21 protein-coding genes, 1 tRNA gene and 1 riboswitch are annotated in these 21382 nt (G+C 64.3%); of the genes, 10 read left to right on the top strand and 12 right to left on the bottom strand.

Translation table 11 applies throughout. The annotated features are described in order from the left end of the window. Positions 1 to 16 precede the first annotated feature (16 nt). Positions 17 to 430, top strand: a complete 414-nt coding sequence (locus ABD923_RS17110; RefSeq protein ID WP_259553259.1) for a thioredoxin family protein — start codon at positions 17 to 19, stop codon at positions 428 to 430. A gap of 3 nt (positions 431 to 433) precedes the next feature. Here ABD923_RS17110 and ABD923_RS17105 read toward each other — a convergent pair whose 3' ends face one another. Further along, positions 434 to 982, bottom strand: coding sequence for a hypothetical protein (locus tag ABD923_RS17105; protein ID WP_259553260.1), 549 nt, complete (start codon positions 980 to 982; stop codon positions 434 to 436). 267 nt (positions 983 to 1249) lie between these two features. Next, complete coding sequence (gene aroC, locus ABD923_RS17100; protein WP_259553261.1) at positions 1250 to 2350, bottom strand: chorismate synthase; 1101 nt, start codon at positions 2348 to 2350, stop codon at positions 1250 to 1252. Positions 2351 to 2448: 98 nt separating this feature from the next. Beyond that, positions 2449 to 2557, top strand: a riboswitch (TPP riboswitch). 42 nt (positions 2558 to 2599) lie between these two features. On the opposite strand from aroC, the gene thiB reads away from it, so the two are divergent. From thiB to ABD923_RS17085, 3 genes are read left to right on the top strand one after another with little or no spacing between them, the layout of a single operon-like run. Further along, positions 2600 to 3586, top strand: coding sequence for a thiamine ABC transporter substrate binding subunit (gene thiB / locus ABD923_RS17095; RefSeq protein ID WP_259553262.1), 987 nt, complete (start codon positions 2600 to 2602; stop codon positions 3584 to 3586). Further along, positions 3562 to 5127: a thiamine/thiamine pyrophosphate ABC transporter permease ThiP gene (locus ABD923_RS17090; RefSeq protein WP_259553263.1), complete on the top strand. Its 1566-nt coding sequence runs from the start codon at positions 3562 to 3564 to the stop codon at positions 5125 to 5127. The genes thiB and ABD923_RS17090 overlap by 25 nt, the downstream gene beginning before the upstream one ends. Further along, complete coding sequence (locus ABD923_RS17085; RefSeq protein ID WP_259553264.1) at positions 5114 to 5803, top strand: thiamine ABC transporter ATP-binding protein; 690 nt, start codon at positions 5114 to 5116, stop codon at positions 5801 to 5803. Before ABD923_RS17090 ends, ABD923_RS17085 begins: the two co-directional genes overlap by 14 nt. A gap of 46 nt (positions 5804 to 5849) precedes the next feature. On the opposite strand, the gene ABD923_RS17080 is transcribed toward ABD923_RS17085, so the two are convergent. The 9 genes from ABD923_RS17080 to dapF form a co-directional block, all read right to left on the bottom strand. After that, entirely contained in the window at positions 5850 to 6659 is an 810-nt protein-coding gene (locus tag ABD923_RS17080) for a cytochrome c1 (protein ID WP_259553265.1), read from the bottom strand. 20 nt (positions 6660 to 6679) lie between these two features. Next, positions 6680 to 8038 (bottom strand): cytochrome b, encoded by a 1359-nt coding sequence (locus tag ABD923_RS17075; RefSeq protein WP_259553266.1) that lies wholly within the window; start codon positions 8036 to 8038, stop codon positions 6680 to 6682. A gap of 20 nt (positions 8039 to 8058) precedes the next feature. Beyond that, complete coding sequence (gene petA, locus ABD923_RS17070) at positions 8059 to 8637, bottom strand: ubiquinol-cytochrome c reductase iron-sulfur subunit (RefSeq protein ID WP_259553267.1); 579 nt, start codon at positions 8635 to 8637, stop codon at positions 8059 to 8061. Positions 8638 to 8923: 286 nt separating this feature from the next. Continuing rightward, the gene (locus tag ABD923_RS17065; protein WP_259553268.1) at positions 8924 to 9385 is read right to left on the bottom strand and encodes a GNAT family N-acetyltransferase; all 462 of its coding nucleotides are present in this window, start codon (positions 9383 to 9385) and stop codon (positions 8924 to 8926) included. Continuing rightward, complete coding sequence (locus ABD923_RS17060) at positions 9385 to 9981, bottom strand: glutathione S-transferase (protein ID WP_259553446.1); 597 nt, start codon at positions 9979 to 9981, stop codon at positions 9385 to 9387. Before ABD923_RS17060 ends, ABD923_RS17065 begins: the two co-directional genes overlap by 1 nt. Continuing rightward, positions 9981 to 10262 carry a hypothetical protein gene (locus tag ABD923_RS17055; RefSeq protein WP_259553269.1) on the bottom strand — a complete coding sequence of 94 codons (282 nt, stop codon included), beginning with the start codon at positions 10260 to 10262 and terminating at the stop codon, positions 9981 to 9983. The genes ABD923_RS17060 and ABD923_RS17055 overlap by 1 nt, the downstream gene beginning before the upstream one ends. Positions 10263 to 10291: 29 nt before the next feature. Next, complete coding sequence (locus tag ABD923_RS17050) at positions 10292 to 10942, bottom strand: FMN-binding negative transcriptional regulator (RefSeq protein ID WP_259553270.1); 651 nt, start codon at positions 10940 to 10942, stop codon at positions 10292 to 10294. Positions 10943 to 10964: 22 nt separating this feature from the next. Then, complete coding sequence (gene mtaB / locus ABD923_RS17045; protein WP_259553271.1) at positions 10965 to 12224, bottom strand: tRNA (N(6)-L-threonylcarbamoyladenosine(37)-C(2))-methylthiotransferase MtaB; 1260 nt, start codon at positions 12222 to 12224, stop codon at positions 10965 to 10967. Next, positions 12224 to 13060, bottom strand: a complete 837-nt coding sequence (dapF, locus tag ABD923_RS17040) for a diaminopimelate epimerase (protein WP_259553272.1) — start codon at positions 13058 to 13060, stop codon at positions 12224 to 12226. The genes mtaB and dapF overlap by 1 nt, the downstream gene beginning before the upstream one ends. Positions 13061 to 13168: 108 nt before the next feature. On the opposite strand from dapF, the gene ABD923_RS17035 reads away from it, so the two are divergent. From ABD923_RS17035 to ABD923_RS17025, 3 genes are all read left to right on the top strand, one after another. Further along, a tRNA-Lys gene (locus ABD923_RS17035) sits at positions 13169 to 13244 on the top strand. Between the two features lie 287 nt (positions 13245 to 13531). Further along, positions 13532 to 15226 (top strand): glycosyltransferase family 2 protein, encoded by a 1695-nt coding sequence (locus ABD923_RS17030; protein ID WP_310796437.1) that lies wholly within the window; start codon positions 13532 to 13534, stop codon positions 15224 to 15226. Positions 15227 to 15399: 173 nt separating this feature from the next. Next, on the top strand, positions 15400 to 16281 hold the full coding sequence (locus ABD923_RS17025; RefSeq protein WP_259553273.1) for a glycosyltransferase family 2 protein: 882 nt from the start codon (positions 15400 to 15402) through the stop codon (positions 16279 to 16281). Between the two features lie 41 nt (positions 16282 to 16322). Here the strand turns inward: ABD923_RS17025 and xylB are convergent, their stop codons facing one another. Continuing rightward, a complete protein-coding gene (xylB, locus tag ABD923_RS17020; protein WP_259553274.1) occupies positions 16323 to 17771 on the bottom strand; it encodes a xylulokinase in 1449 nt (482 codons plus the stop codon). A 162-nt stretch (positions 17772 to 17933) separates the two neighbouring features. Here xylB and ABD923_RS17015 point away from each other — a divergent pair, with 162 nt between their 5' ends. The 3 genes from ABD923_RS17015 to ABD923_RS17005 all read left to right on the top strand — a co-directional run bounded on the left by ABD923_RS17015 (position 17934) and on the right by ABD923_RS17005 (position 21371). Next, entirely contained in the window at positions 17934 to 18965 is a 1032-nt protein-coding gene (locus ABD923_RS17015; RefSeq protein ID WP_259553275.1) for a LacI family DNA-binding transcriptional regulator, read from the top strand. Positions 18966 to 19060: 95 nt separating this feature from the next. Continuing rightward, positions 19061 to 20377: an ABC transporter substrate-binding protein gene (locus ABD923_RS17010; protein WP_259553276.1), complete on the top strand. Its 1317-nt coding sequence runs from the start codon at positions 19061 to 19063 to the stop codon at positions 20375 to 20377. 127 nt (positions 20378 to 20504) lie between these two features. Next, positions 20505 to 21371 (top strand): carbohydrate ABC transporter permease, encoded by an 867-nt coding sequence (locus tag ABD923_RS17005; protein ID WP_222191916.1) that lies wholly within the window; start codon positions 20505 to 20507, stop codon positions 21369 to 21371. The last annotated feature ends 11 nt before the right edge of the window (positions 21372 to 21382 follow it).

The raw sequence follows: 21382 nt of genomic DNA, 5'->3' as shown, positions 1-21382 counted from the left end.
TCCGGGAGGAACAGACATGACGCGACGCGAGATTTTTCTGGGCGCTTCGGCGCTGGTTTTGGCGCCAATGGCGGCGTCGGCGCAAAGTGCCGCGATGATCGACTATGAACCGGGCCTGCCCGAGCGGCTTCTGGCCGAGGGGCACACGGTGCTTCTCGATTTCGCGGCAAGCTGGTGCAGCACCTGCCGCGCCCAAGGCCGTATCATCGAGGCGTTGCGCGCCCAGAACCCCGCCTATGACGCCGCTATCACCTTTGTTCGCGTCGATTGGGACACTTACGGCCAGTCGGAGTTCGCGATGCTTCTGGGGGTGCCGCGCCGGTCGACCCTGATCATGCTGCGCGGCGAGGACGAGTTAGGCCGGATCATCGCCTCGACCCGCGAGGATGACATCCGCGCCCTGCTCGACACCGCCGTGGGCGAGGCCTGAGCGCTAGGCGTTCGGCGCGGAAAGGCTGACGATCAGCGAAAGGTTGTCGATGGCCCATTGGCCATCGCCCTGGCCCGTGATGGCCACCTCCAGCGTGTCACCGGGTGCGGCCACAGGGTAGGCAAGGTGTTGGAGGGTTGCGCCATCGGCGAGGGTGCGCACCTGCGATACGTTCGGTGAGACGGGTGCCCCGTTGATCGTGATGACCGGTGCCGTGGCACCGTCCCAGAGAATGAGATCGAAGCCAAGGCGCGCGGACGTCGCCCCATCGGGAAGCGGAAACCGCCGATCCAGCGTTTCGCCAGACAGGGGACCGAGCATGCGGCCAAGGCCATCGACGTCGCTGGCCTGCTCGGCCCATTCCGGCGCGGCGAACCTGTCGTCTTCAAGCGCAACGATACGCTCGGTCGGTGACAAAAGGTACAAGCCGCCAGACCGGGCAAGCGCCACGTCCGGGCCGATTTCTGACCGGATGGTCGTCAGGGCCACAAGGACCAGACCCGCTGCCGCCAAGGCAACGTAAGTCCAGTCGAGGGTGATCCCTCGGGCCAAAGTGGTTGAGCTGGCAGGCCGCCCCATCGCAAATACGTCCAATTTTCCCCAAGTGTGACGAAACTTGGGGTCAAATGTGGCAGGATCGTGGCGCGGAAGGGGCCGATTTGTTGCATTGTCCTTTGTTTCGCGCCAACGCGGCAAAGATAGGTGGAACTAGGCCCACTCCGGCAACAAAGAGAGGGAATTTCCAACAATCGACACGCACCGGCCCCGACTCAGCCTCGAAATCGTCACAATTGGAGAATCGTCCGAATCGGGTGTGGCTTAGCCGATCTGGCCTTGGTTCTCGCCCACATGCCCGCGGTGCCACAGCAAATGGTCGAGGATCACGCAGGCCGCCATCGCTTCGGCCACGGGGACCGCGCGGATGCCGACGCAGGGATCATGGCGCCCCTTGGTGACGATCTCGGTCGGTTCGCCCGACTTGGTGATCGTCTTGCGGGGCGTGAGGATCGAACTGGTTGGCTTGACCGCAAACCGCACGACCACGTCCTGCCCGGTCGAGATGCCGCCGAGGATGCCGCCCGCATGGTTGGAGCTGTAGTCCGGCCCGTCCGGCCCCATCGTGATCTCGTCGGCATTCTCGGTGCCGGTCAGAGCGGCGGCGGCCATGCCCTCGCCGATCTCGACGCCCTTCACCGCGTTGATCGACATCATCGCGGCGGCAAGGTCGGTGTCCAGCTTGCCATAGACAGGCGCACCAAGGCCGGCCGGCACACCGCGTGCGGTCACTTCGATCACCGCGCCCACGCTGTCACCAGATTTGCGCAGCGCGTCGAGGTACGCGGCCCAATCCTCGGCCGCCTTGGCGTCGGGTGACCAGAACGGGTTTTTCTCGATCTCGTCCCAGTTGAAGCGTGCGCGGTCGATGCCATGCGGCCCCATCTGGACCATGTAGCCGGTGATCCGCAGCTTCGGCGCCAGTTTCGCCAGCGCGGCCCGTGCCACGCCGCCGGCTGCGACCCGCGCGGCGGTTTCCCGCGCGCTGGATCGGCCCCCACCGCGATAGTCGCGGATGCCGTATTTCTGCCAGTAGGTGATATCGGCATGGCCGGGGCGGAATTTCTCGGCGATGTCGCCGTAATCCTTGGACCGCTGGTCGGTGTTGCGGATCATCAGCTGGATCGGGTGCCCGGTGCTGACGCCCTCGAACACGCCGGACAGGATTTCCACCGCGTCGGGTTCGCGCCGCTGCGTGGTGAACTTGTTCTGCCCGGGTTTGCGCAGGTCCAGCCAGTGTTGCAATGCCTCGTCGGTCACCGGCACGCCCGGCGGGCAGCCATCGACGGTCGCGCCAAGGGCCGGCCCGTGGCTTTCGCCCCAGGTGGTGACGCGGAAGATATGACCGAAGGTGTTGAAGCTCATCTGCACTGCCCCGTTGCTGTCGCCCTTCGGTTAGCGGCCCACGCGCGAAATGCCAAGTCGCAAGGCCCTTGCCGAGCGTCTCGGTCTGCCATACCTCTTGCCCTACCTCGGGGTGGCCGGTTGCGGCCTGAGATGCGTGGGATGCCACGCGAACCCGTTGAACCTGAACCGGTTAGGACCGGCGGAGGGAAGGTTTCGGGACCACGCACATGCCCCGGCTTCACTTCGCCCGTCGCAAGGAGGAGTGAGATGAGACACACCATCATTGCCGCGGGATTGACCATGATCGCAGGGGGCGCCTTGGCGCAGACCCCGGTGCTGACGGTCTATACCTACGACAGTTTCAATACCGAATGGGGCCCGGGCCCGGCCGTCGAGGCCGCGTTCGAAGAGACCTGCGGATGCGACCTGCAATTCGTCACCGCGGGTGACGGCGCGGCGCTTCTGTCGCGCCTGCGGCTGGAAGGCGCGCGCAGCGATGCCGATATCGTGCTTGGTCTCGACACCAACCTGACTGCGGCGGCGGTCGAAACCGGCCTGATCGCCGAGCATGGCCTGATGGCCGAGGGGCTGAGCCTGCCCGTCGCGTGGGAGGATCCGCATTTCCTGCCCTATGACTGGGGGTATTTCGCCTTCGTCCATCGCACCGACCTTGCCGATGCGCCGACCAGTTTCGAGGATCTTGCGGCCAGCGATGTGTCCATCGTCGTACAGGACCCGCGCAGTTCGACCCCGGGCCTTGGCCTGCTGTTGTGGGTGCAGAACGCCTATGGCGATCGCGCCGCCGAGATCTGGGAGGGGCTGTCCGACAACATCGTGACGGTGACCCCGGGCTGGTCAGAAAGCTATGACCTGTTCCTCGAAGGCGAAGCGGACATGGTGCTGAGCTACACCACCTCGCCCGCCTATCACCTGATCGCCGAAGAGGATGATGGCTACACCGCCGCCGCCTTCGACGAGGGGCATTACATGCAGATCGAGGTGGCTGGCGTGCTGGCCAACAGCGACCAGCCGGAGCTTGCGCGCGATTTCCTCACCTTCATGCTGAGTGGCGCTTTCCAGTCGGTCATCCCGACCACCAACTGGATGTATCCCGCCGCGCTGCCCGCTTCGGAGTGGCCAGAGGGGTTCGAGACGCTGATCCAGCCTGAAACCGCGCTTGTCTACGATGCCGAGGAGGCCGCCGCGATCCGCGACGCGGCCTTGGCCACATGGCAAAGCGCGCTCAGCAACTGAGACCCCTGGATTGGGCGGGCGCGGCCCTGGCCGCGCTCGTCTGCCTTGCCCTTCTGGGGCCTCTTCTGGCCGTCACGCTGCGCGCCGAGGCGCCGGGCCGTCTGGGCGCCGCCGATTGGGCGGCCATTCGGTTTACCCTGCTTCAGGCCGTGCTGTCGGCAGCGGTCAGCGTCACGCTGGCCATCCCCGTTGCCCGCGCGCTGGCGCGGCGACGGTTCGTCGGGCGGAGCCTGTTCGTGACGCTGACAGGCGCGCCTTTCATCCTGCCGGTGATCGTCGCTGTTCTCGGGCTGCTCGCCATTTTCGGGCGGGCCGGGTGGCTGAACGCGGCCTTGTCGGGCATCGGCCTTGGGACGCTCGACATTTACGGGCTTAGCGGCGTGGTCCTAGCCCACGTTTTCCTGAACCTGCCGCTTGCCGTGCGCCTGATCTTGCAGGCGTGGTTGTCTCTCCCGTCCGAGCGGATCCGGTTGGCCGCCTCGCTCGGATTTTCGGATGCGGATATGCGGCGACATTTCGAACGCCCCCTGCTGCACGAGGTGCTGCCCGGGGCCGCGTTGGTCATTTTCCTGATCTGCACGACCAGTTTCGCCGTCGCCTTGACGCTTGGGGGCGGGCCGCGTGCGACGACCGTCGAATTGGCGATCTACCAAGCCTTTCGGTTCGAGTTCGATCTCGGGCGGGCCGCATTGCTGGGTTTGGTGCAGGTCGCGATCTGCCTTGCCGCCGGTTTGATCGCGCTGCGTGCCGCGCGGGTCGAGCCGATGGGTGCGGGCCTCGATCGTCCGCCGCTGCCCTGGCCGGGGGATGGCCTGCGCGCGCGCATGACCGACGGGGCCGCCATCGTCGGCGCGGGCGCGTTCCTGTTGCTGCCTCTTGCCGCCGTGATCGGCGAGGGCGCTTTGGCCGTCTGGTCGCTGCCGGAAAGCGTCTGGTGGGCGGCGGTGCGGTCGATCCTTGTGGCAGTTGCGTCCTCGGCCCTTTCGGTGGCCCTTGCCCTGCCCATCGCGCTTTTCGTGGCCCGGGGGCGGGGACGCGGCGCGGTGGAGCTGGTCGGGTTCCTTTCCATTGCGATCTCGCCGCTGGTGGTCGGCACCGGGTTGTTCATCATCATTTATCCTATCGCCGATCCGGTCGCGCTGAGCCTGCCCATAACCGGGCTGGTCAACGCGCTCGTCGCGCTGCCGTTCCTGTTGCGCGCACTGGTGCCGGCTGCGCGGGCGGCCGAGGCGACGCAAGGCCGCTTGGCCGATGCACTGGGAATGCGGGGCGTTTCGCGCCTGCGTCTTGCGATCCTGCCCCGGTTGCGGCGTCCGCTTGGGTTCGGCGGCGGGCTCGCGGCGGCGTTCTCGATGGGAGATCTCGGGGTGATCGCCCTGTTCTCGGCCCCGTCGCAATCCACCTTGCCGCTCGAGATGTATCGTCTGATGGGGGCTTACCGGACCGACGATGCGCAAGGGGCGGCGGTGTTGCTGCTGGTGCTTAGCCTTGGGTTGTTCTGGATCTTCGACAAGGGGGGACGCGTCAATGCTGCGGCTTGAGAACACCGTCACGCGGTGGGGGGATTTCGTGCTGAGCGCCGATCTGTCCGTCGCACGGGGGGAGCGTGTTGCGCTGCTCGGGGCGTCGGGCTCGGGAAAGAGCAGCCTTCTGTCCCTGATTGCCGGGTTTCAACGCCCGGATGAAGGGCGCATCCTCATCGACGGGCGGGACATGACCGATACGACCGTCGCGGGTCGGCCACTGTCGATTCTCTTTCAGGACGGCAACCTGTTCCCGCACCTGAGCGTCTTTCAGAACGTCGCGCTTGGGGTGCGGCCCGATTTGCGCTTGGCGCCGTCCGATACGGAGCGTGTCGAGGGCGCTTTGGAGAAGGTCGGTCTTGTGGGCATGGGCGCGCGGGCGCCGTCCGAATTGTCGGGCGGGCAGCAAAGCCGCGTGGCGCTGGCCCGGATGCTGCTGCGGGATCGGCCCCTTGTGTTGCTCGACGAACCTTTCGCGGCGCTCGATCCCGGCCTCAGGTCCGAGATGCTGGGGTTGATGGCCGATCTTTGCGACGAGGCCGGGCTGACGCTGGTCATGGCCAGTCACGATCTGCGGGATGCCGAACGGTTGTGCGACCGGCTGATCCTGCTGTCCGAGGGGGCTGTCGTTCTCGACATGGGGCTGGCCGATGCGCTGCGCGATCCGCCCGAGATCCTGAAACCCTGGACATGAAAAAAGCGCGCCCGAAGGCGCGCTTTTCAATAGTTGTCTGCGTGGCTTACTCGGCCGGTTGCCGTGCCTTTGCGGCTTTCTTGACCGGCGCCCAGAGACGCTTGTTGGTCAGGTACAGCAGGGCCGACAGAAGGATCAGAAGCATCACGGCGGTGAAGCCCATCTGCTTGCGGTCCATCAGGTGCGGTTCGGCGGCCCACATCAGGAAGGCCGAGACGTCCACCGCCATGCTCTCGACGTCGTTGGGCGACCCGTCGGCGAATTCCACCATGCCGTCCCACAGGGGGGGCGCCATTTGGGTCCAGCCACCGTCGAAGGTTTCGTTCCCGTAGAGATAGGTGCCGTACTGTTCCATTTCCTCACCGGTGTAGTGGGTGAGGTAGGACGCGATGTACTCGGGTCCGCCGATGCCGTTGACAAGCGGGCTGAGGCCCAGGCCGTAGGGGCCGTGGAAGCCCGCGCGCGCCTTGGCCATGACCGACAGGTCGGGGGCCTCGGGCAGGGAGCTTTCGGGGAAGTGGTCGTTCGGCGTGGCCGCGCGCCAATCCTGCAGTTCTTCATCGTACACTTCGATGTAGTTCTGCTCGATATAGGCGCGGACCTCGTCGTCGGTCAGCCCTGGACCATCCTCGTCGCTGAGCGAGCGGATAGGAACAAGGTTCATGCCGTGACAGGCGGCACAGACCTCGGTGTAGACCTGAAGGCCACGCTGCAACTGCGTCTGGTCGTAGGTGCCGAAAGGCCCCTCGAACGAGAAGTCGTGGTCCGTGACGTGCCCGCCGCCGCCGGCGGCCAGCGCAGCCCCCGTTCCGAGGGACAGCGCCGTTGCGGTGGTGATGGCTAGTTTCCTGAACATTGCGATATGTCCTTTCCGCGTCACTCGGCCGGGGTGGGAATGCGCTCACCCGAAGGCGTGCCACCCGAGGCGTCGTCGTCGCCATAGTGCTCGTTGAAGTCGTCTTCGATCGTGGCAGGCTGCGGCAGCGGCTTCTCGATCACACCCAGAAGCGGGATGATCACGAGGAAATACGCGAACCAGACGGCCGATCCGATCAGGGCGATGTAGGGGTAGATCCCTTCGGCCGGCATTGCGCCAACCCACATCAGTACGAAGAAGTCGATGAAGAAGACCCAGAACCAGAACTTGAACATCGGGCGGTAGCGACCGGAGCGCACCGACGAGGTGTCGAGCCACGGCAGCAATGCCATCACCACGATCGAGCCGAACATTGCCAGCACGCCGAAGAACTTGGCGTCGACGATGCCGCCGGTGATGAAGCTGGCCAGCTGCACGACCCAGACCTCGCCATCGAAGGCGCGCAGGATCGCGTAGAACGGCAGGAAGTACCATTCCGGCACGATGTGCGGGGGCGTCACCAGCGGGTTGGCCGGGATGTAGTTGTCCGGGTGCCCGAGGTAGTTCGGCATGAAGCCCACGACCGCGAAGAACACGACCAGGATCACCGCCAGGGCGAAGAGGTCCTTGATCACGAAGTAGGGCCAGAACGGCAGGGTGTCTGCCTCGGCTTCCTTCCTCGAGGTGCGGCGGACTTCGACCCCGGTGGGGTTGCTGTTGCCGGTGGTGTGGAACGCCCAGATGTGCACCAGCGCCAGCGCGAGGATGACGAAGGGCAGCAGGTAGTGGAGCGACAGGAAGCGGTTCAGCGTGGCATTGTCCACCGACGGCCCGCCGAGCAGCCAGGTCTGCAGCGCTTCACCCACGAAGGGGATGGCGCCGAACAGGCCGGTGATCACGGTGGCCCCCCAGAAGGACATCTGGCCCCAGGGCAGAACGTAGCCCATGAACGCCGTGCCCATCATGCACAGGTAGATCAGCATGCCGATGATCCACGTCACCTCGCGCGGGGCCTTGTAGGACCCGTAGTAGATGCCGCGGAAGATGTGCAGATACACCGCGATGAAGAACAGAGACGCGCCGTTGGCGTGGATGTAGCGCATGGCCCACCCGCCGTTCACGTTGCGCATGATATGCTCGACCGACTCGAAGGCCAGGTCGACATGCGGCGTGTAGTGCATGACCAGCACGATGCCGGTGACGATCTGCAACACCAGGGTGAACATCAGAACGATGCCCCAGATCCACATCCAGTTGAGGTTCTTGGGGGTGGGAATCATGATCGTGTCGTAGATGAGCGACACGATCGGAAGACGACGATGAAGCCATTTTTCGGCGCCGGTCTTCGGTTCGTAGTGGTCGTGGGGAATGCCAGACATTGTCGAGTTCTCCCTCGCGGTTAACCGAGCAGGATCGTGGTTTCGTCCACGAACGCTGCGACCGGAATGTGAAGGTTTTCAGGGGCGGGGCCGCGACGAATGCGTCCCGCGGCGTCGTAGTGCGAGCCGTGGCAGGGGCAGAACCAGCCACCGAAGTCACCGGCACCGTTGCCGATGGGAACGCAGCCGAGGTGCGTGCACACACCGATCTGCACCAGCCATTCGCCGGTATTTTCGCCCTCGTAGGGGGGGAGCGTGCGGCTCAGGTCGGTTGCGGGTGCGTCGAACTCCGCATTCGGGTTGCGCGAGATCGGGTCCACCAGATCGTCCACGTCCGTTTCAGCGGCGGATGCGATCTGTTCCGGCGTGCGGCGGCTGATGAAAACCGGCTTGCCGAGGAAAAGAATGGTCAGTTGGGTGCCTTCCATGACGCCCGACACATCGACGCGCATCTGGCTGGCGGCCTGGACATCTGCCGACGGGTTCATCTGATCGATCAGTGGCCATACCGCGGCCCCGGTTGCAACGGTACCCACACCTGCGGTCGCGTAGTACAGGAAGTCGCGGCGGGTACCGGAATGGTCTTCTGCGTGTGACACTTGAAGCGTCCCCCTTGTCTGGGCCCGAGCGGACTATCAGGGCCTGGAAAAACCACATCGGGCCACGGTGCACCCGCCGTAACCCGACGCCTGCTGTCTATGGCGCATTACTCTAGTCGTCCAGCGGACAAACGCGCGCAGGAATGATCAAATGTCGCAGTGTTTCGTGCGAAAATTCACGAAAACGTGAGATTTCGACGCGCTTATGGCGAGCCAATCAACGAAAGCAATCGCCTTGATTGAAAATTCCGATGTGCGCCTGGACGAAAATCACTCGAATCGAGGGTCATTGCGCTATGGTGGCACTGGTCTTGGCGCGCCGGAATCCAAGCGCCATGTAGCGGTGCAGAATGCCCGAGCCATCGTCGAACTCGGGGCCTTCGGCGGTGAAGCCGAGGCGCTCGTAAAAAGGGATCGCGTAAAGCTGTGCTTCCAGCTCGGCGCCCGCAAAGCCCGATTGCCGTGCGTGCTGCAGGCAGAACTGCACCAGATCGCGTCCAAGCCCCGTGCCGCGAAACTCGGACAGGACGGCGACGCGCCCGATCTTCGCCCTGTCGCCCTTGCCGATGATACGGGCCGTGCCAGCCGGCTGACCGGACGGGGTGGAGGCCAACACATGCGTGCAGCGATCGTCGCACGCGTCCCATTCCTCGGCTTCGGGAATGCGTTGCTCGTCGATGAACACCGCACGGCGGATGTCGAAACAGGCCTGCCGGGCCGCGTTGGTGCGGGCGAGGGAGATCTGCATCAGGGGGCGGTGTCCACCATCGACGGGCGCGCATTGAACCGGGCGAACCAGTCGGCCAGGGCCGGGTGCCCGTTGCGCCACCCCTTGTCGTCATGGCGCAGGTCCAGATAGGCCAACGCGCAGGCGACCGCGATCTGACCCATGTCGAGCGGGCCGCTGAGATGGCTCATCCATTGCCGTTCCAGCGCGTCGAGGGACCGGGCGATCTTGGCCCATTGCCCGTCCAGCCACGGCGCGAACCAGATGTCCTCGGGGCGGTGCCGCTTTTCGTAGGTGATGTTGACGGCGGCATCCATCATGCCGTCCGCCGTCGCCTCGAGCGTCAGGGTCTCCCACACGCGGGTCGGGGGGTAGAGCCCGGCCTGGTAGCGGGCATCAAGAAAGCGGGTGACGACGCGGCTGTCGTAGATCGTCGGACCGTCGTCGCGGGTCAGTGCGGGGATCTTGCCCAACGGGTTGGCGGCATTCAGCGATTCCTCACCGCCAAGCGGCGACGCGGTCACCTCGGCGAAGGGGACATCCTCGATGCCGGCTTCGATCATCATGACCCGCGCTTTGCGCACAAAGGGCGAGGCGGGCGAACCGAGAAGCTTCATCATGCGATGCGATCAACCTTTAAACGCCCCAGGAGGGTCGCATCCACGCGCACTCCGCTGCCATTGCGCCCCAGGCGGAAGGCGCGCCGCCAGCGGGCAGAGCCGTTCACCTGCTCCTCGGTCTTGCGCAGGGTCAGACCCTCGGGCGTGGCGTCCATCTCGTCTTCGACCGGCTGGGCCAGGCGGCCCGGACCGATGGCGCGGGTCGCGACGTAGGTGGCCAGGGCCACGGCGCCGTAGCGCAGGGCGATGGCCCCGATGGGGGCGAATTGCAGGGCCATGGTCATCCTCCCGTTTCGACCGTTTCGGCCTAGATGTAGGTGACCGGTGCGTCCTTGTCTATTTCCGGCACGCCGCCCTTCATGAGCCACGACAGTGTTTCGACCTCGTGCCCGATGGGCGAATGCCGGATGGCCCCGGCGGCGTTTTCCCGCGCGCTGTCCGTCTTGTTCTGGTTCAGCTTCCAGGTGCCATCGACCTCCTCGATCTCGAACCGAAACGGCAGGATCTGGCGCATCATGCGTTCAAGCGTATCCTCGGGCATCTTGTCGACGGTCCACGGGCGTTTGAACAAACGCTCTTCGAACTGGGCGGACACCTTGTCGAGGTGGTCGCGCATCGTCTTGGGATCGCTTGGGATCAGTTTCCCGCGCAGGTGGACCGCCACGTAGTTCCACGTCGGCACCTGTGCCGGGTCGCCGTACCAATCGGGCGAGACGTAGCCATCCGGGCCGGAGATCGCGATGACCGCAGGCGTGGCTTCGGTCACGGCGCGCGCGATGGGGTTCGACCGCATCAGGTGCAGCTCGGCCTCCTTTTCGGCGTCGTCGAGGGCGAAGGGCACATGGCTGACCAGCGGCAGGGGGTCGCCGTTCAGAACCAGCGTCCCGAAGCCGCGTTTTCGGGCCAGATGCAGGTTCAGGAATTCCGGTTCCTGTCGAAAGGCGGGGTTTGGATGCATGGCGCGTCTCCTTGGCGGTCGATCAGACCCGGAGCTGTCGCCCATCCTGCCCGGTTATCCGCGCGGTGACGATCTGCCCCTCGGGCTGATCTAACGCAAAGGTCACCTCGGTGAACTGTTCCGTGCGCCCCATGCGCGGGTTTTCCATCAGGATGTGGTGTTCGCGACCTATCTGTTCGGACAGGTGCCGCGCGACTGCCGCATCACCGGCTTGGCGCAGACGCGCCGCGCGCGCCTTGATCGTGGCCCCGTCGAGTTGGGGCATCCTGGCCGCTGGCGTGCCTTGCCGGGCCGAGTAGGGGAAGACGTGCAGCCATGTCAGCCCGCACTCCGCCACCAGCCTCAGCGAGTTTTCGAAATGCGCCTCGGTCTCGGTCGGGAAGCCCGCGATGATGTCGGCGCCATAGGTCATATCGGGTCGCAGGCGGCGGGCCTCTTCGCAAAAGCGGATGGCATCGTCGCGCAGGTGGCGGCGCTTCATCCGTTTCAGGATCAGGTCGTCGCCATGCTGAAGGCTCAGGTGCAGATGCGGCATCAGGCGCGGCTCGGTCGCGATGGCCTGCATCAGGTTTTCATCCGCCTCGATCGAGTCGATGGAGCTGATCCGCAGGCGGGGCAGGTCGGGCGCCAGTTTCAGAATGCGCATCACCAGATCACCGAGACGCGGCGCGCCCGGCAGGTCGGCGCCCCAACTGGTGAGGTCGACGCCGGTCAGCACCACCTCGTTATAGCCACGATCCACCAGCCGCTTGATCTGGTCGACCACGACACCGGCGGGCACGCTGCGCGAATTGCCCCGGCCATAAGGGATGATGCAAAAGGTGCATCGGTGATCGCAGCCGTTTTGCACCTGCACATAAGCGCGCGAGCGCGTGCCGAACCCGTCGATCAGGTGGCCCGCCGTTTCGGTCACCGACATGATGTCGTCGACCTGCACCTTTTCCGTCTCGCCGATGAAGTCCGGCCCCATGCGCGACCATGTCTCGGGCTGCATCTTTTCGGTGTTGCCGATCACCAGGTCGACCTCGGCCATGTCGCGGAAGGTCTCGGGCTCGGTCTGCGCCGCGCAGCCGGTCACGATGACCTTGGCGCTCGGGTTCTCGCGCCGAAGCTTGCGGATTTCCTGCCGCGCCTTGCGCACCGCCTCGGCGGTGACGGCGCAGGTGTTCACGACCACGGCATTCTCGACACCGGCGGCGGCCGACAGCTCGCGCATCGCTTCGGTCTCGTAGGCATTCAGCCGACAGCCGAGCGTGTGAAAAACGGGGGCGCGGCGGTCCATCACAGCCCCCTCAGGAACTCGGGCGTCAGCACACCGGTAAAGACATGCGCCGTCGGCCCGGTCATCCAGACGCCGTCATCGCGCCACTCGATCTGGATGTCCCCGCCGTCGAGTGTCAGCCGCACCGACCGCCCCGTCAGCCCGCGACGGGCGGCGGCAACGGCCACGGCGCAGGAAGATGAGCCCGAGGCCAGCGTGATGCCGGTGCCCCGTTCCCACACCCGCATCCGCAGGTGATCGGGGCCGATGACACTGGCGAATTGGACATTCGTGCGCTCGGGGTAGAGGGGATGGTGCTCGATCTCGGGGCCGCGCGTGGCAAGGTCCACCGCTTCGGCGTCGTCGACGAAGAAGGTGCAATGCGGGTTGCCCATGCCGGTGGCGACCGGGTCGCCCGCGATGGGGAGGTGCAGCGGATCGACATCCTCGGCCAGCGGGATCTCGCGCCAGTCCAGAACCGGTGGCCCCATGTTGACCGAGGTCAGCGCTCCGCCAGCGTCCCGGGCGATCAGGATGCCGCGTTCGGTTTGCAGCGTAACCTCGGCTGCGCCGGTTCGGTCCATCTCGTGCCGCGCGATGCAGCGCGTGGCATTGCCGCAGGCCGCCGACAGAGACCCGTCCGCGTTGAAGAAGGTCAGCCGCAGGTCGGCAGCTTGGCCTTGCTCGATCACGGCCAGCTGGTCGAATCCGACGCCACGGTGACGATCCGCCAGCGCACGCGCCAAGGGCGCGGTGATGGCGGCATCGGTTTCCCGCGCGTCGATCACCACGAAGTCATTGCCAAGCCCGTGCATCTTCATGAAGGGCGTGCCGCTGGTCTGGCTCAGGTCGGACATGCGCGCGCGTATACAGGCCGTGCGGCGTGCTGGAAATCCCTTCTTCGAGAAAGTGCCGGATTTCCGCTTGACGCCCCGGGCCTCCCTGCGTAGGTAGCCCGCCTGAGTGGGCCCGTAGCTCAGTTGGTAGAGCAGTTGACTTTTAATCAATTGGTCACAGGTTCGAATCCTGTCGGGCTCACCATTTCCAACCCTAGATCCAACGCGTGCTGACGCCATGCAGATCAGACGCGATTCCGACGGCTCGGTTTGTCGATCAGGTCATGTGTCCAAGGAAGCTGCATCGGTCTCCCTCCCTTGGAAAGCGAAGGCCTATGGTCTTGCATTTCGTGCCGGCCCAACGCTTGATGGCCTCAGGCTCCGAGGCTTCATGGCTTCGGTGGCTCCTTCAACCGACTTGTGCCACAACCAAGCTAGGGAATCACGATCAGCCCCCTTGTTTGGCAGGCTGATTCAAACTTGGAAGCAACGATGCAGCGCCGTTCCAAATCCAAGCCCCAGAGCAAGAAAAAGACGATGAAAGGCCCGGCGGACGACGCGACGCCTTCGGCGGCGGACAAGACGCACGCGACTCGTTTGCTGATAGTCTCGGTGAAAAACGAGGCGCCATTCCTCCTGGAATGGGTCGCCTATCATCGTGCGCTTGGGTTCAATCGACTTGTCGTGTTCTCCAGCGAAAGCGATGATGGCTCCACGGACCTGCTCAACGCATTGGCTGCGAACGATATCATCGAGCATGTCGAGCACGCACCCGCGCCCGGCGTCGAGCGGCTGGCCGATGCGGCGCGCCTCGCGAATGAATCGGCCATACTCAACGGTGCCGATTGGGCGATGTGGCTGGATGTGGATGAGTTCCTGGTGATCTCCAAAGGCAACGGCACGCTGGACGCCCTGATCGATGCGCTTGCGGATCGTGACGGTATGCTGGTTCCCCGCCGCATGATGGGCGACGGCGGCAACGACCGTTTTCCCGGGCACCTGGTTTCCGAGGATTTTACCGACGCTGCCGCCGCTGATGATGGCAGCAACCTGGAAGCGAAAACGCTCTTTCGTTGCTCGGACAAGATCGAAGGCTTCTTCCTGCACGGGACGCACCGCCCCAAGATTCGCGCGGGCATGGATGCGTCCGACCTTTCATTCGTGATGGCGAGCGGTAATGCGCTTGACCTGCGTCACCGCGCGCATCGGCGGTGGATCAGCGGCGAGGATTTCAGCCGAACCAGACAGGTTCAACCTGACGAACACGGCTATGCCCTGGCTCAGATCAATTGCTACGCCGTGCGAACGCCCGAGCATTTCGTCCTGAAACACAACCTCGCGCATGGGGCGGAGGCCGGCCAAACGGCACAGAGCCTCGATCAGAATGCCAGCGGCCTCTATCGTGCACAGAATTACGCCGCGACGCAGGACCGCCGGATCCTGCGCCTTGCCGATGCGACGCGGGATCAGTTGACGTATCTTCGGTCCCTGCCAGGCGTGACCGAGGCCGAAGCCGAGGCTCGGACGCGTCTCGATGCCCGCCTTGCGGACATCCCGGCGCATGTCCTTGACGCCTGTAGGGCAACCCGCCCGGCCCGTGTCGAGCCGCGGCATTTCCCGTTGACCTTGCCAGACGAGGAAGCCGCGCTTTTGCGCGCGGAATACGCGAAAGCCGACACGATCCTGGAATATGGCAGCGGCGGGTCGAGTTTCGTGGCGCTCGAAGGCGATGCCAAGACGCTCTTCACGGTCGAGTCCGACCGCGCCTGGGCGCTTGCGATTTACGACAGCCTGCAAGCGGCACATCCACATGCCGACTTCACGGTCCAGTATGTCGACATCGGGCGCACGAAAGCGTGGGGCAAACCCGCAGGTTGCGAAGGCTATGCACAATATGCCCGGTACCCCGCCAGCGTCTGGGATCTGATCCAGTTCAAGCAACCTGACATTGTGCTTGTGGACGGACGTTTCCGAGCTGCCTGCTTCCTCACAACGCTCTTTCGGACACGAAAACCCGTCACGCTTTTGTTCGATGATTATACCGGCAGGCCCTACTACCATTGGATCGAGAAATATGCGCAACCGTCGCACATCGCGGGCCGCATGGCGCGCTTCGACCTAGAGCCGATGGCAATCCCTCCCCAGGATCTAACTCAAATCCTGTCGGCCTATGCCGATCCGCAGTGACCGCCAAGAGGCCCACGTCATGCCACCGGTGCGACGGGTGCCACGCCGTGTCAGGAGGCTATCCAGGCGGGGCGATTGAACGGCGTGATGCCCCCCCTCGCTGAAGCTCTGCTTGCGTCCAAGCCCCTTGTGTGTGAGCGTCAATTTGTCGGGCAGAAAAGCGAGGAAAAGCATTGCGGGTTGCTGCGGTTACCCATGTCAGGAAAGATGACTTCTTCCTCGATATCTGGGTGCGATATTACGGTCGGCTGCTTGGCCGCGAAAACCTGTACGTCATGCTCGATGGCGACGATTGGCAGACCGAGGTTGATCTCAGCGGTGTGAACGTCAGCCTCATGGAGGGCCGGTCTGGCCACCGCATTGCTGACAATGAACGCTTCATCAAGGCGCATTGGGATCTCCTGACGGCATTGCAGGGTCAGTACGATTTTTTCGTGCGCGGGGATTGCGATGAAATCGTCTGCGTTGACCCACAGAGTGGACGCAGCTTTCACGAAGCCATCCAGGATGCCGCCGATGTCGGCTATCGATATACCAAGGGCATCGAGGTCGTCGAAGTTCCGGGTGAGACGCCGCTGGACCCCTCGAAACCGTTGATGGCGCAGCGCTCCGTCGGGGCGATCAGCAAGCTCTATGTCAAACCGAACATCGTGAGCGGGCCAACCGAATTGACGATCGGCGGACATGTGGCAGTCGGAAAGCCGGTGGCGCTGTCGCACGACCTTCTGATGCTGCACATGGCCAACGCCTCTCTGCGTCATCTGGAGATGAAGGTCGGAGTTCGGACATCCGAGCAGGTGGGCGTCACCTTTACCAACCACACGTCGGGTCGCTTGAGTCTCACCCGCAATGTCGCAGCGTGCCGGGATATCGTTCCCTATGACGATGTTGCCGACAAGGTTTACACCGAGATCGGAAAGCGCGGCGATCGCGGCGCAACCCGCCCCCGCGATCTAAAGACCTACAACGCGATCTACGGGCACGATATCGAGAATCCTTGGGAAAACAGGATCATGGTGGTCAGCTTGCCCGACCGGTTCGACGATATCATTTGATTGGGCTAGCGGGCCGTCCTTCGCCGGCGCTGCGATGCAGATCAGTGCATCTTGGCCTGCACGCCCTTGAGGGCGGGGTAGAGCGCACGGAAGGCCGCGAGGCGCGGTTTCAAAGCGTCGCCGTGATCGCTCGAAGGCTCGAACCAATTCCGCACATCCGGTTTGGTCATGACCTCGGCAACCGTACCGCCGCCCGAGGCTACGCAAGCAAGCCGTGCAGCCCCCAACGCAGGGCCAAGGTCCGCCCCTTCGCTGCGCCCAAGTCGGCAGCCCGTGACATCGGCGATGGTCTGCATGAGGAAATCGCTTCTGGTGCCGCCACCGATGGCCAGCAACGCCTCGGGCGCTTGTCCGGAGTCGGACAGCGCGGCAATGGCGTCGGCGAAGGTAAAGGCGACGGCTTCGACCACGGCGCGCATCAGGCTGCCTTGCGACGTGGTTTCGCCCAGGCCTGCGAAGCCGCCGCGGATGTCCGTATCGCCATGGGGCGTCCGCTCTCCGGTCAGGTAGGGCAGGAAGAGGGGGCCGGACGGCGCGGCCTCGGCCTCGGCAAGCAGGGTTTCGATCGGGCGTTGCAACAGGTTCGCAAGCCACGCCATCGGGCGCGCGCCGTTCAGCATGGCCGCCATCTGGAACCAGTAACCCGGCATCGTGTGGGCATAGGCGTGGATGCGGCTTTCGGGGTTTGGTCGATAGTCGGGGGTCGTGAAGAAGAGCTGCCCCGACGTGCCGAGCGAGATGAACCCGTCCCCGGCCTCGACAGCGCCGATTCCGACCGCCCCCGCGGCGGCGTCGCCTGCCCCTGCCGCGACGGGAATGCCAACAGGCAGGCCAAGCTCTGCGGCGGGGTCCGGCAACAGGTGGCCCGCGATCTCGGTGCCGTGTTTCACCTCCGGCAGCCAGCATGGGTCGGTCGCGCTGATCTGGCACAGGCGGTCGGACCACGCGCGCCGCTCCTCGTCGAACCAGGATGTGCCGGCCGCATCGGACGGATCGGTGACCATCTCTCCATGCAGGCGCAGGCCGATATAGTCCTTCGGAAGAAGGATATGCGCGATACGGGCATGAACCTTTGGGTCGTGGCGAGAGAGCCAGAGCACCTTGGGCGCGGTGAAGCCCGCCATCGGAAGCACGCCAGAAAGCGCGCCCGCGTCGGGCTCTGCGGCCAGCATCACGGCGCATTCCTCGGTCGCGCGGGCGTCGTTCCAGAGGATGACCGGGCGCACCGGGCGCTTGTCCTTGTCCAGCAGGACCGCCCCGTGCATCTGCCCGGATAGCCCGATGGCCTTCACCTGCGCGCGCAGGTCGGCGGACAGGCTGCCAACGGCTGTGCAGGTGGCGGCCCACCAATCCGCGCAGTTCTGCTCGCTGGCGCCGTCGAACGGGTGGGAAACGGACAAGGCCGTTGTTGCCGTTGCGGCGACCCGGCCATCGGGTTGCAAAGCGCAGACCTTTACCGCAGACGTCCCGAGATCGATACCGAGATACATTTCGTGTCCTCCCAAATTCGGACGGGTTCGCCAGTCTCGGGCTTGGTCCGCACCTTTCCATGGTAAAGTAAAACTTTACTCGCGTAAGGTTTGCGGGAATTCTGGTTCGGGACGCAAGGGGTATTCCGGAGCACCGTCGTTTCGACGACACAGGAGGTCCGCATGGGCGAACAGAAGATCAGGAACATGGAGGAGTTCGCGGCGCTCAGCGGCCTGTCCCGGCCGACCGTGTCGAAATACTTCAATGATCCCGACAGCGTCCGCCCGTCCACCCGCAAGCGAATCGAGCAGGCGCTGGAGCAATACGATTTTCGTCCGAACATCTACGCGGTGAACCAGAACAGGCGCCTGACCAAGAATATCGGGATCGTGGTGCCCTACCTTGCTGACCCGTTCTTTGCCGAGATTGCCCGGAATATCGAACAACTCTGCATCGACACAGGGTATCGGCCGATCCTGATGAGTTCGCATGGTCAGACCGACCAGGAGAATGACAACCTCGACACGCTCCGTGCGCTGAAGCCTGCCGGCGTGTTGCTTGCGCCCTTGGGGCGGATCTCGGACAAGGGCGTGATCGAACGCTTCTGCCGCGATGTGCCGACCGTCCTGTTCGACAGCAATATCGAAGGCATGGGAGAGGCGTTCATCGGTTCCGACAATGCCAGTTTCGTGGATCAGACCGTCGATTACCTGTGTCGCAGCGGGGAGCCGCCCTGCTTTTTCGAGATGCGCACACCTGCCAACCCGAACGCGAACAAGCGCCGGATCGCCTATCTCGAGGCGATGGCGCGGCACGGCGAATCGCCCGTCGTGGTCAGCGTCGAAGGCGACGGATGGGGGTTCGAAGAGATCGGCCGGCGCGGTGCGCATAGCGCCATCGCGGCGGGTGACTTCAAGACGAACACGATTCTTTGCAGCAACGATCGCCTTGCGATCGGGGTGCTGTCGGCCTGCTATGAGCGCGAGCTGCGTGTCGGGCGCGGGCCCGATTGCGACCTGCGCGTGGCCTCGCATGACGACCACCCGTTTTCCCGGTTCACCTGCCCCGCGCTGACCACAGCGGCCCATGATTACAAGGCGGTAGCCGGGCGCAGCGTCGAAACCATGTTCGAGATGATCGAGCATGGAGGCCGGTTCCGCGAGCGCACGGAAACGCTGTTCAAGCCTTACCTGGTCGTGCGGGCGTCGGCGTGATCCGGACCTAAAATTGACGCGCGTAAAAATTTTGTTGACCCGCGTATGATTTGAAAGCAGGGTGCAGGCGTCACATCCAACCAGGGAGGATACGGATGTCTCTCAAGACCGTGCTCCGCGCGTCCGGTGCTGCTGCACTCTGCGCTATTGCCTCGGCCGCCACGGCCCAGGACACCACCATCACCATCGCGACCGTCAACAACGGCGACATGATCCGGATGCAGGGGTACACCGACCTCTTCACCGAACAGACCGGCATCGCCGTCGAATGGGTCACTCTGGAAGAAAACGTCCTGCGTCAGCGCGTGACGACCGACATCACCACCAATGGTGGCCAGTTCGACATCATGACCATCGGCATGTACGAGACGCCGATCTGGGGCGCGAACGGGTGGCTTGTGCCGCTCGATGGCCTGTCCGACGAGTATGACGTCGACGACCTGCTGCCCGCGATGCGTGCCGGCCTCAGCCATGACGGTACGCTTTACGCCGCGCCGTTCTACGGCGAGTCGTCGATGATCATGTATCGCACCGACCTGATGGAAGCCGCGGGCCTTGAAATGCCCGATGCGCCGACCTGGCAGTTCATCCGCGAAGCCGCCGCCGCGATGGATGATCCCGAAAATGGCGTCAACGGTGTCTGCCTGCGCGGCAAGCCCGGCTGGGGCGAAGGCGGGGCCTTCATCACCGTGACCGGCAATTCCTTCGGCGCGCGCTGGTTCGACGAAGACTGGAACGCCCAGTTCGATCAGCCCGAATGGGCCGAGGCACTGAACTTCTACGTCAACCTGATGAACGACTACGGCCCCGACGGCTACGAGAACAACGGCTTCAACGAGAACCTGTCGCTGTTCCAGCAGGGTCTGTGCGGCATGTGGATTGACGCCACCGTGGCCGCATCCTTCGTGACCAACCCCGAGGAATCGGAAGTGGCGGACAGCGTCGGCTTCGCACTGGCCCCGAACAGCGAAGGTGTCGAGCGTCGCTCGAACTGGCTGTGGGCCTGGGCACTGGCGATCCCCGCCGGCACGCAGCAGGCTGACGCCGCTCTGCAATTCATCGAGTGGGCCACCTCGCGCGAATACATCGCGCTGGTTGCCGAGAACGAAGGCTGGGCCAACGTGCCGCCGGGTGCGCGCACCTCGCTTTATGAAACGCCCGAGTACCAGGACGTGCCCTTCGCACAGATGACGCTCGACTCGATCCTTGCGGCTGATCCGACCAACCCGACCGTTGACCCGGTTCCCTATGTCGGTATCCAGTTCGTCGCGATCCCCGAATTCGCCGGCATCGCCACCGAGGTGAGCCAGGAATTCGCCGCCGCCTATGCCGGTCAGCAGACCGTGGAAGAGGCGCTGGAGCGCGCGCAAGACATCACGAACGAGGCGATGGAAGCGGCCGGCTACCGCTAAGCCGACGCTCGCCCGAAAATCGGAAGGCGGCGCGCGCCGCCGCCTTCCACCCCCCTCCGATTTCCGCACAATCCGCTAGTACCGGCTTGTCACGGGCGCTTGCGTCCGCATGCAGAGGATCTGTCTCATGGCGACCCAGCATTCCCGAACCGCAGCACGGATCATGATGACCCCCGCGGTCTTCCTGCTTCTGGTCTGGATGCTCGTGCCGCTGTCGATGACCCTCTGGTTCTCGTTCCGCCGTTTCCTGCCGCTTCGTGGTGGCGACCAGGGTTTCGTCTGGTTCGAAAACTACACCCGCTTCATCAGCTCCAGCTCGTTCTGGCCCGCGGTTCAGACCACCCTTGTCATCGTCGGTGGTGTCCTGCTGGTCTCCATCGTGTTCGGCATTCTCCTCGCGCTTCTGCTGGATCAGCCGATGTGGGGGCAGGGTGTCGTCCGCATCCTTGTGATCGCGCCTTTCTTCGTCATGCCCACGGTGTCGGCGTTGGTCTGGAAGAACATGTTCATGGACCCGACCAACGGCCTGTTCGCGCATCTCTGGCGGGCCTTCGGCGCCGACCCGGTCGTGTGGCTCAGCGATGTGCCAACCTTCTCGATCATCATGATCGTGTCGTGGCAATGGCTGCCCTTCGCCACCCTTATCCTTCTGACGGCGATCCAGTCGCTCGACAGCGAACAGCTCGAGGCCGCCGAGATGGACGGCGCGGGGCCGCTGGCGCGGTTCGGTTTCATCACGCTGCCGCATCTCAGCCGCGCGATCACCATCGTGATCCTGATCCAGACGATCTTTCTTCTGTCCATCTTCGCCGAGATTTTCGTGACCACCGGCGGGGCCTTCGGCACCCGGACCCTGACCTACCTGATCTACCAACGCGTTCTCGAAAGCCAGAATGTCGGCCTGGGCAGCGCGGGCGGCGTCTACGCCATCATCCTCGCCAATATCGTCGCGCTCTTCCTGATGCGCATCGTCGGCAAGAACTTGGACCGTTGAGGAGGACCTGA

The organism is [Roseibacterium] beibuensis, assembly GCF_039542305.1.
GTDB classification, from domain to species: Bacteria; Pseudomonadota; Alphaproteobacteria; order Rhodobacterales; family Rhodobacteraceae; genus Roseibacterium; species Roseibacterium beibuensis.
Note: the sequence above shows the minus strand (reverse complement) of the source record. Positions and strands in the feature narration are given on the sequence as shown.

Coding starts and splice junctions, on each gene's coding strand:
- ABD923_RS17110 (WP_259553259.1), top strand. CDS start 17: ATGACGCGACGCGAGATTTTTCTGGGCGCTTCGGCGCTGGTTTTGGCG.
- aroC (WP_259553261.1), bottom strand. CDS start 2,350: ATGAGCTTCAACACCTTCGGTCATATCTTCCGCGTCACCACCTGGGGC.
- thiB (WP_259553262.1), top strand. CDS start 2,600: ATGAGACACACCATCATTGCCGCGGGATTGACCATGATCGCAGGGGGC.
- ABD923_RS17090 (WP_259553263.1), top strand. CDS start 3,562: ATGGCAAAGCGCGCTCAGCAACTGAGACCCCTGGATTGGGCGGGCGCG.
- ABD923_RS17085 (WP_259553264.1), top strand. CDS start 5,114: ATGCTGCGGCTTGAGAACACCGTCACGCGGTGGGGGGATTTCGTGCTG.
- ABD923_RS17080 (WP_259553265.1), bottom strand. CDS start 6,659: ATGTTCAGGAAACTAGCCATCACCACCGCAACGGCGCTGTCCCTCGGA.
- ABD923_RS17075 (WP_259553266.1), bottom strand. CDS start 8,038: ATGTCTGGCATTCCCCACGACCACTACGAACCGAAGACCGGCGCCGAA.
- ABD923_RS17065 (WP_259553268.1), bottom strand. CDS start 9,385: ATGCAGATCTCCCTCGCCCGCACCAACGCGGCCCGGCAGGCCTGTTTC.
- ABD923_RS17060 (WP_259553446.1), bottom strand. CDS start 9,981: ATGAAGCTTCTCGGTTCGCCCGCCTCGCCCTTTGTGCGCAAAGCGCGG.
- ABD923_RS17055 (WP_259553269.1), bottom strand. CDS start 10,262: ATGGCCCTGCAATTCGCCCCCATCGGGGCCATCGCCCTGCGCTACGGC.
- ABD923_RS17050 (WP_259553270.1), bottom strand. CDS start 10,942: ATGCATCCAAACCCCGCCTTTCGACAGGAACCGGAATTCCTGAACCTG.
- mtaB (WP_259553271.1), bottom strand. CDS start 12,224: ATGGACCGCCGCGCCCCCGTTTTTCACACGCTCGGCTGTCGGCTGAAT.
- dapF (WP_259553272.1), bottom strand. CDS start 13,060: ATGTCCGACCTGAGCCAGACCAGCGGCACGCCCTTCATGAAGATGCAC.
- ABD923_RS17030 (WP_310796437.1), top strand. CDS start 13,532: ATGCAGCGCCGTTCCAAATCCAAGCCCCAGAGCAAGAAAAAGACGATG.
- xylB (WP_259553274.1), bottom strand. CDS start 17,771: ATGTATCTCGGTATCGATCTCGGGACGTCTGCGGTAAAGGTCTGCGCT.
- ABD923_RS17015 (WP_259553275.1), top strand. CDS start 17,934: ATGGGCGAACAGAAGATCAGGAACATGGAGGAGTTCGCGGCGCTCAGC.
- ABD923_RS17010 (WP_259553276.1), top strand. CDS start 19,061: ATGTCTCTCAAGACCGTGCTCCGCGCGTCCGGTGCTGCTGCACTCTGC.
- ABD923_RS17005 (WP_222191916.1), top strand. CDS start 20,505: ATGGCGACCCAGCATTCCCGAACCGCAGCACGGATCATGATGACCCCC.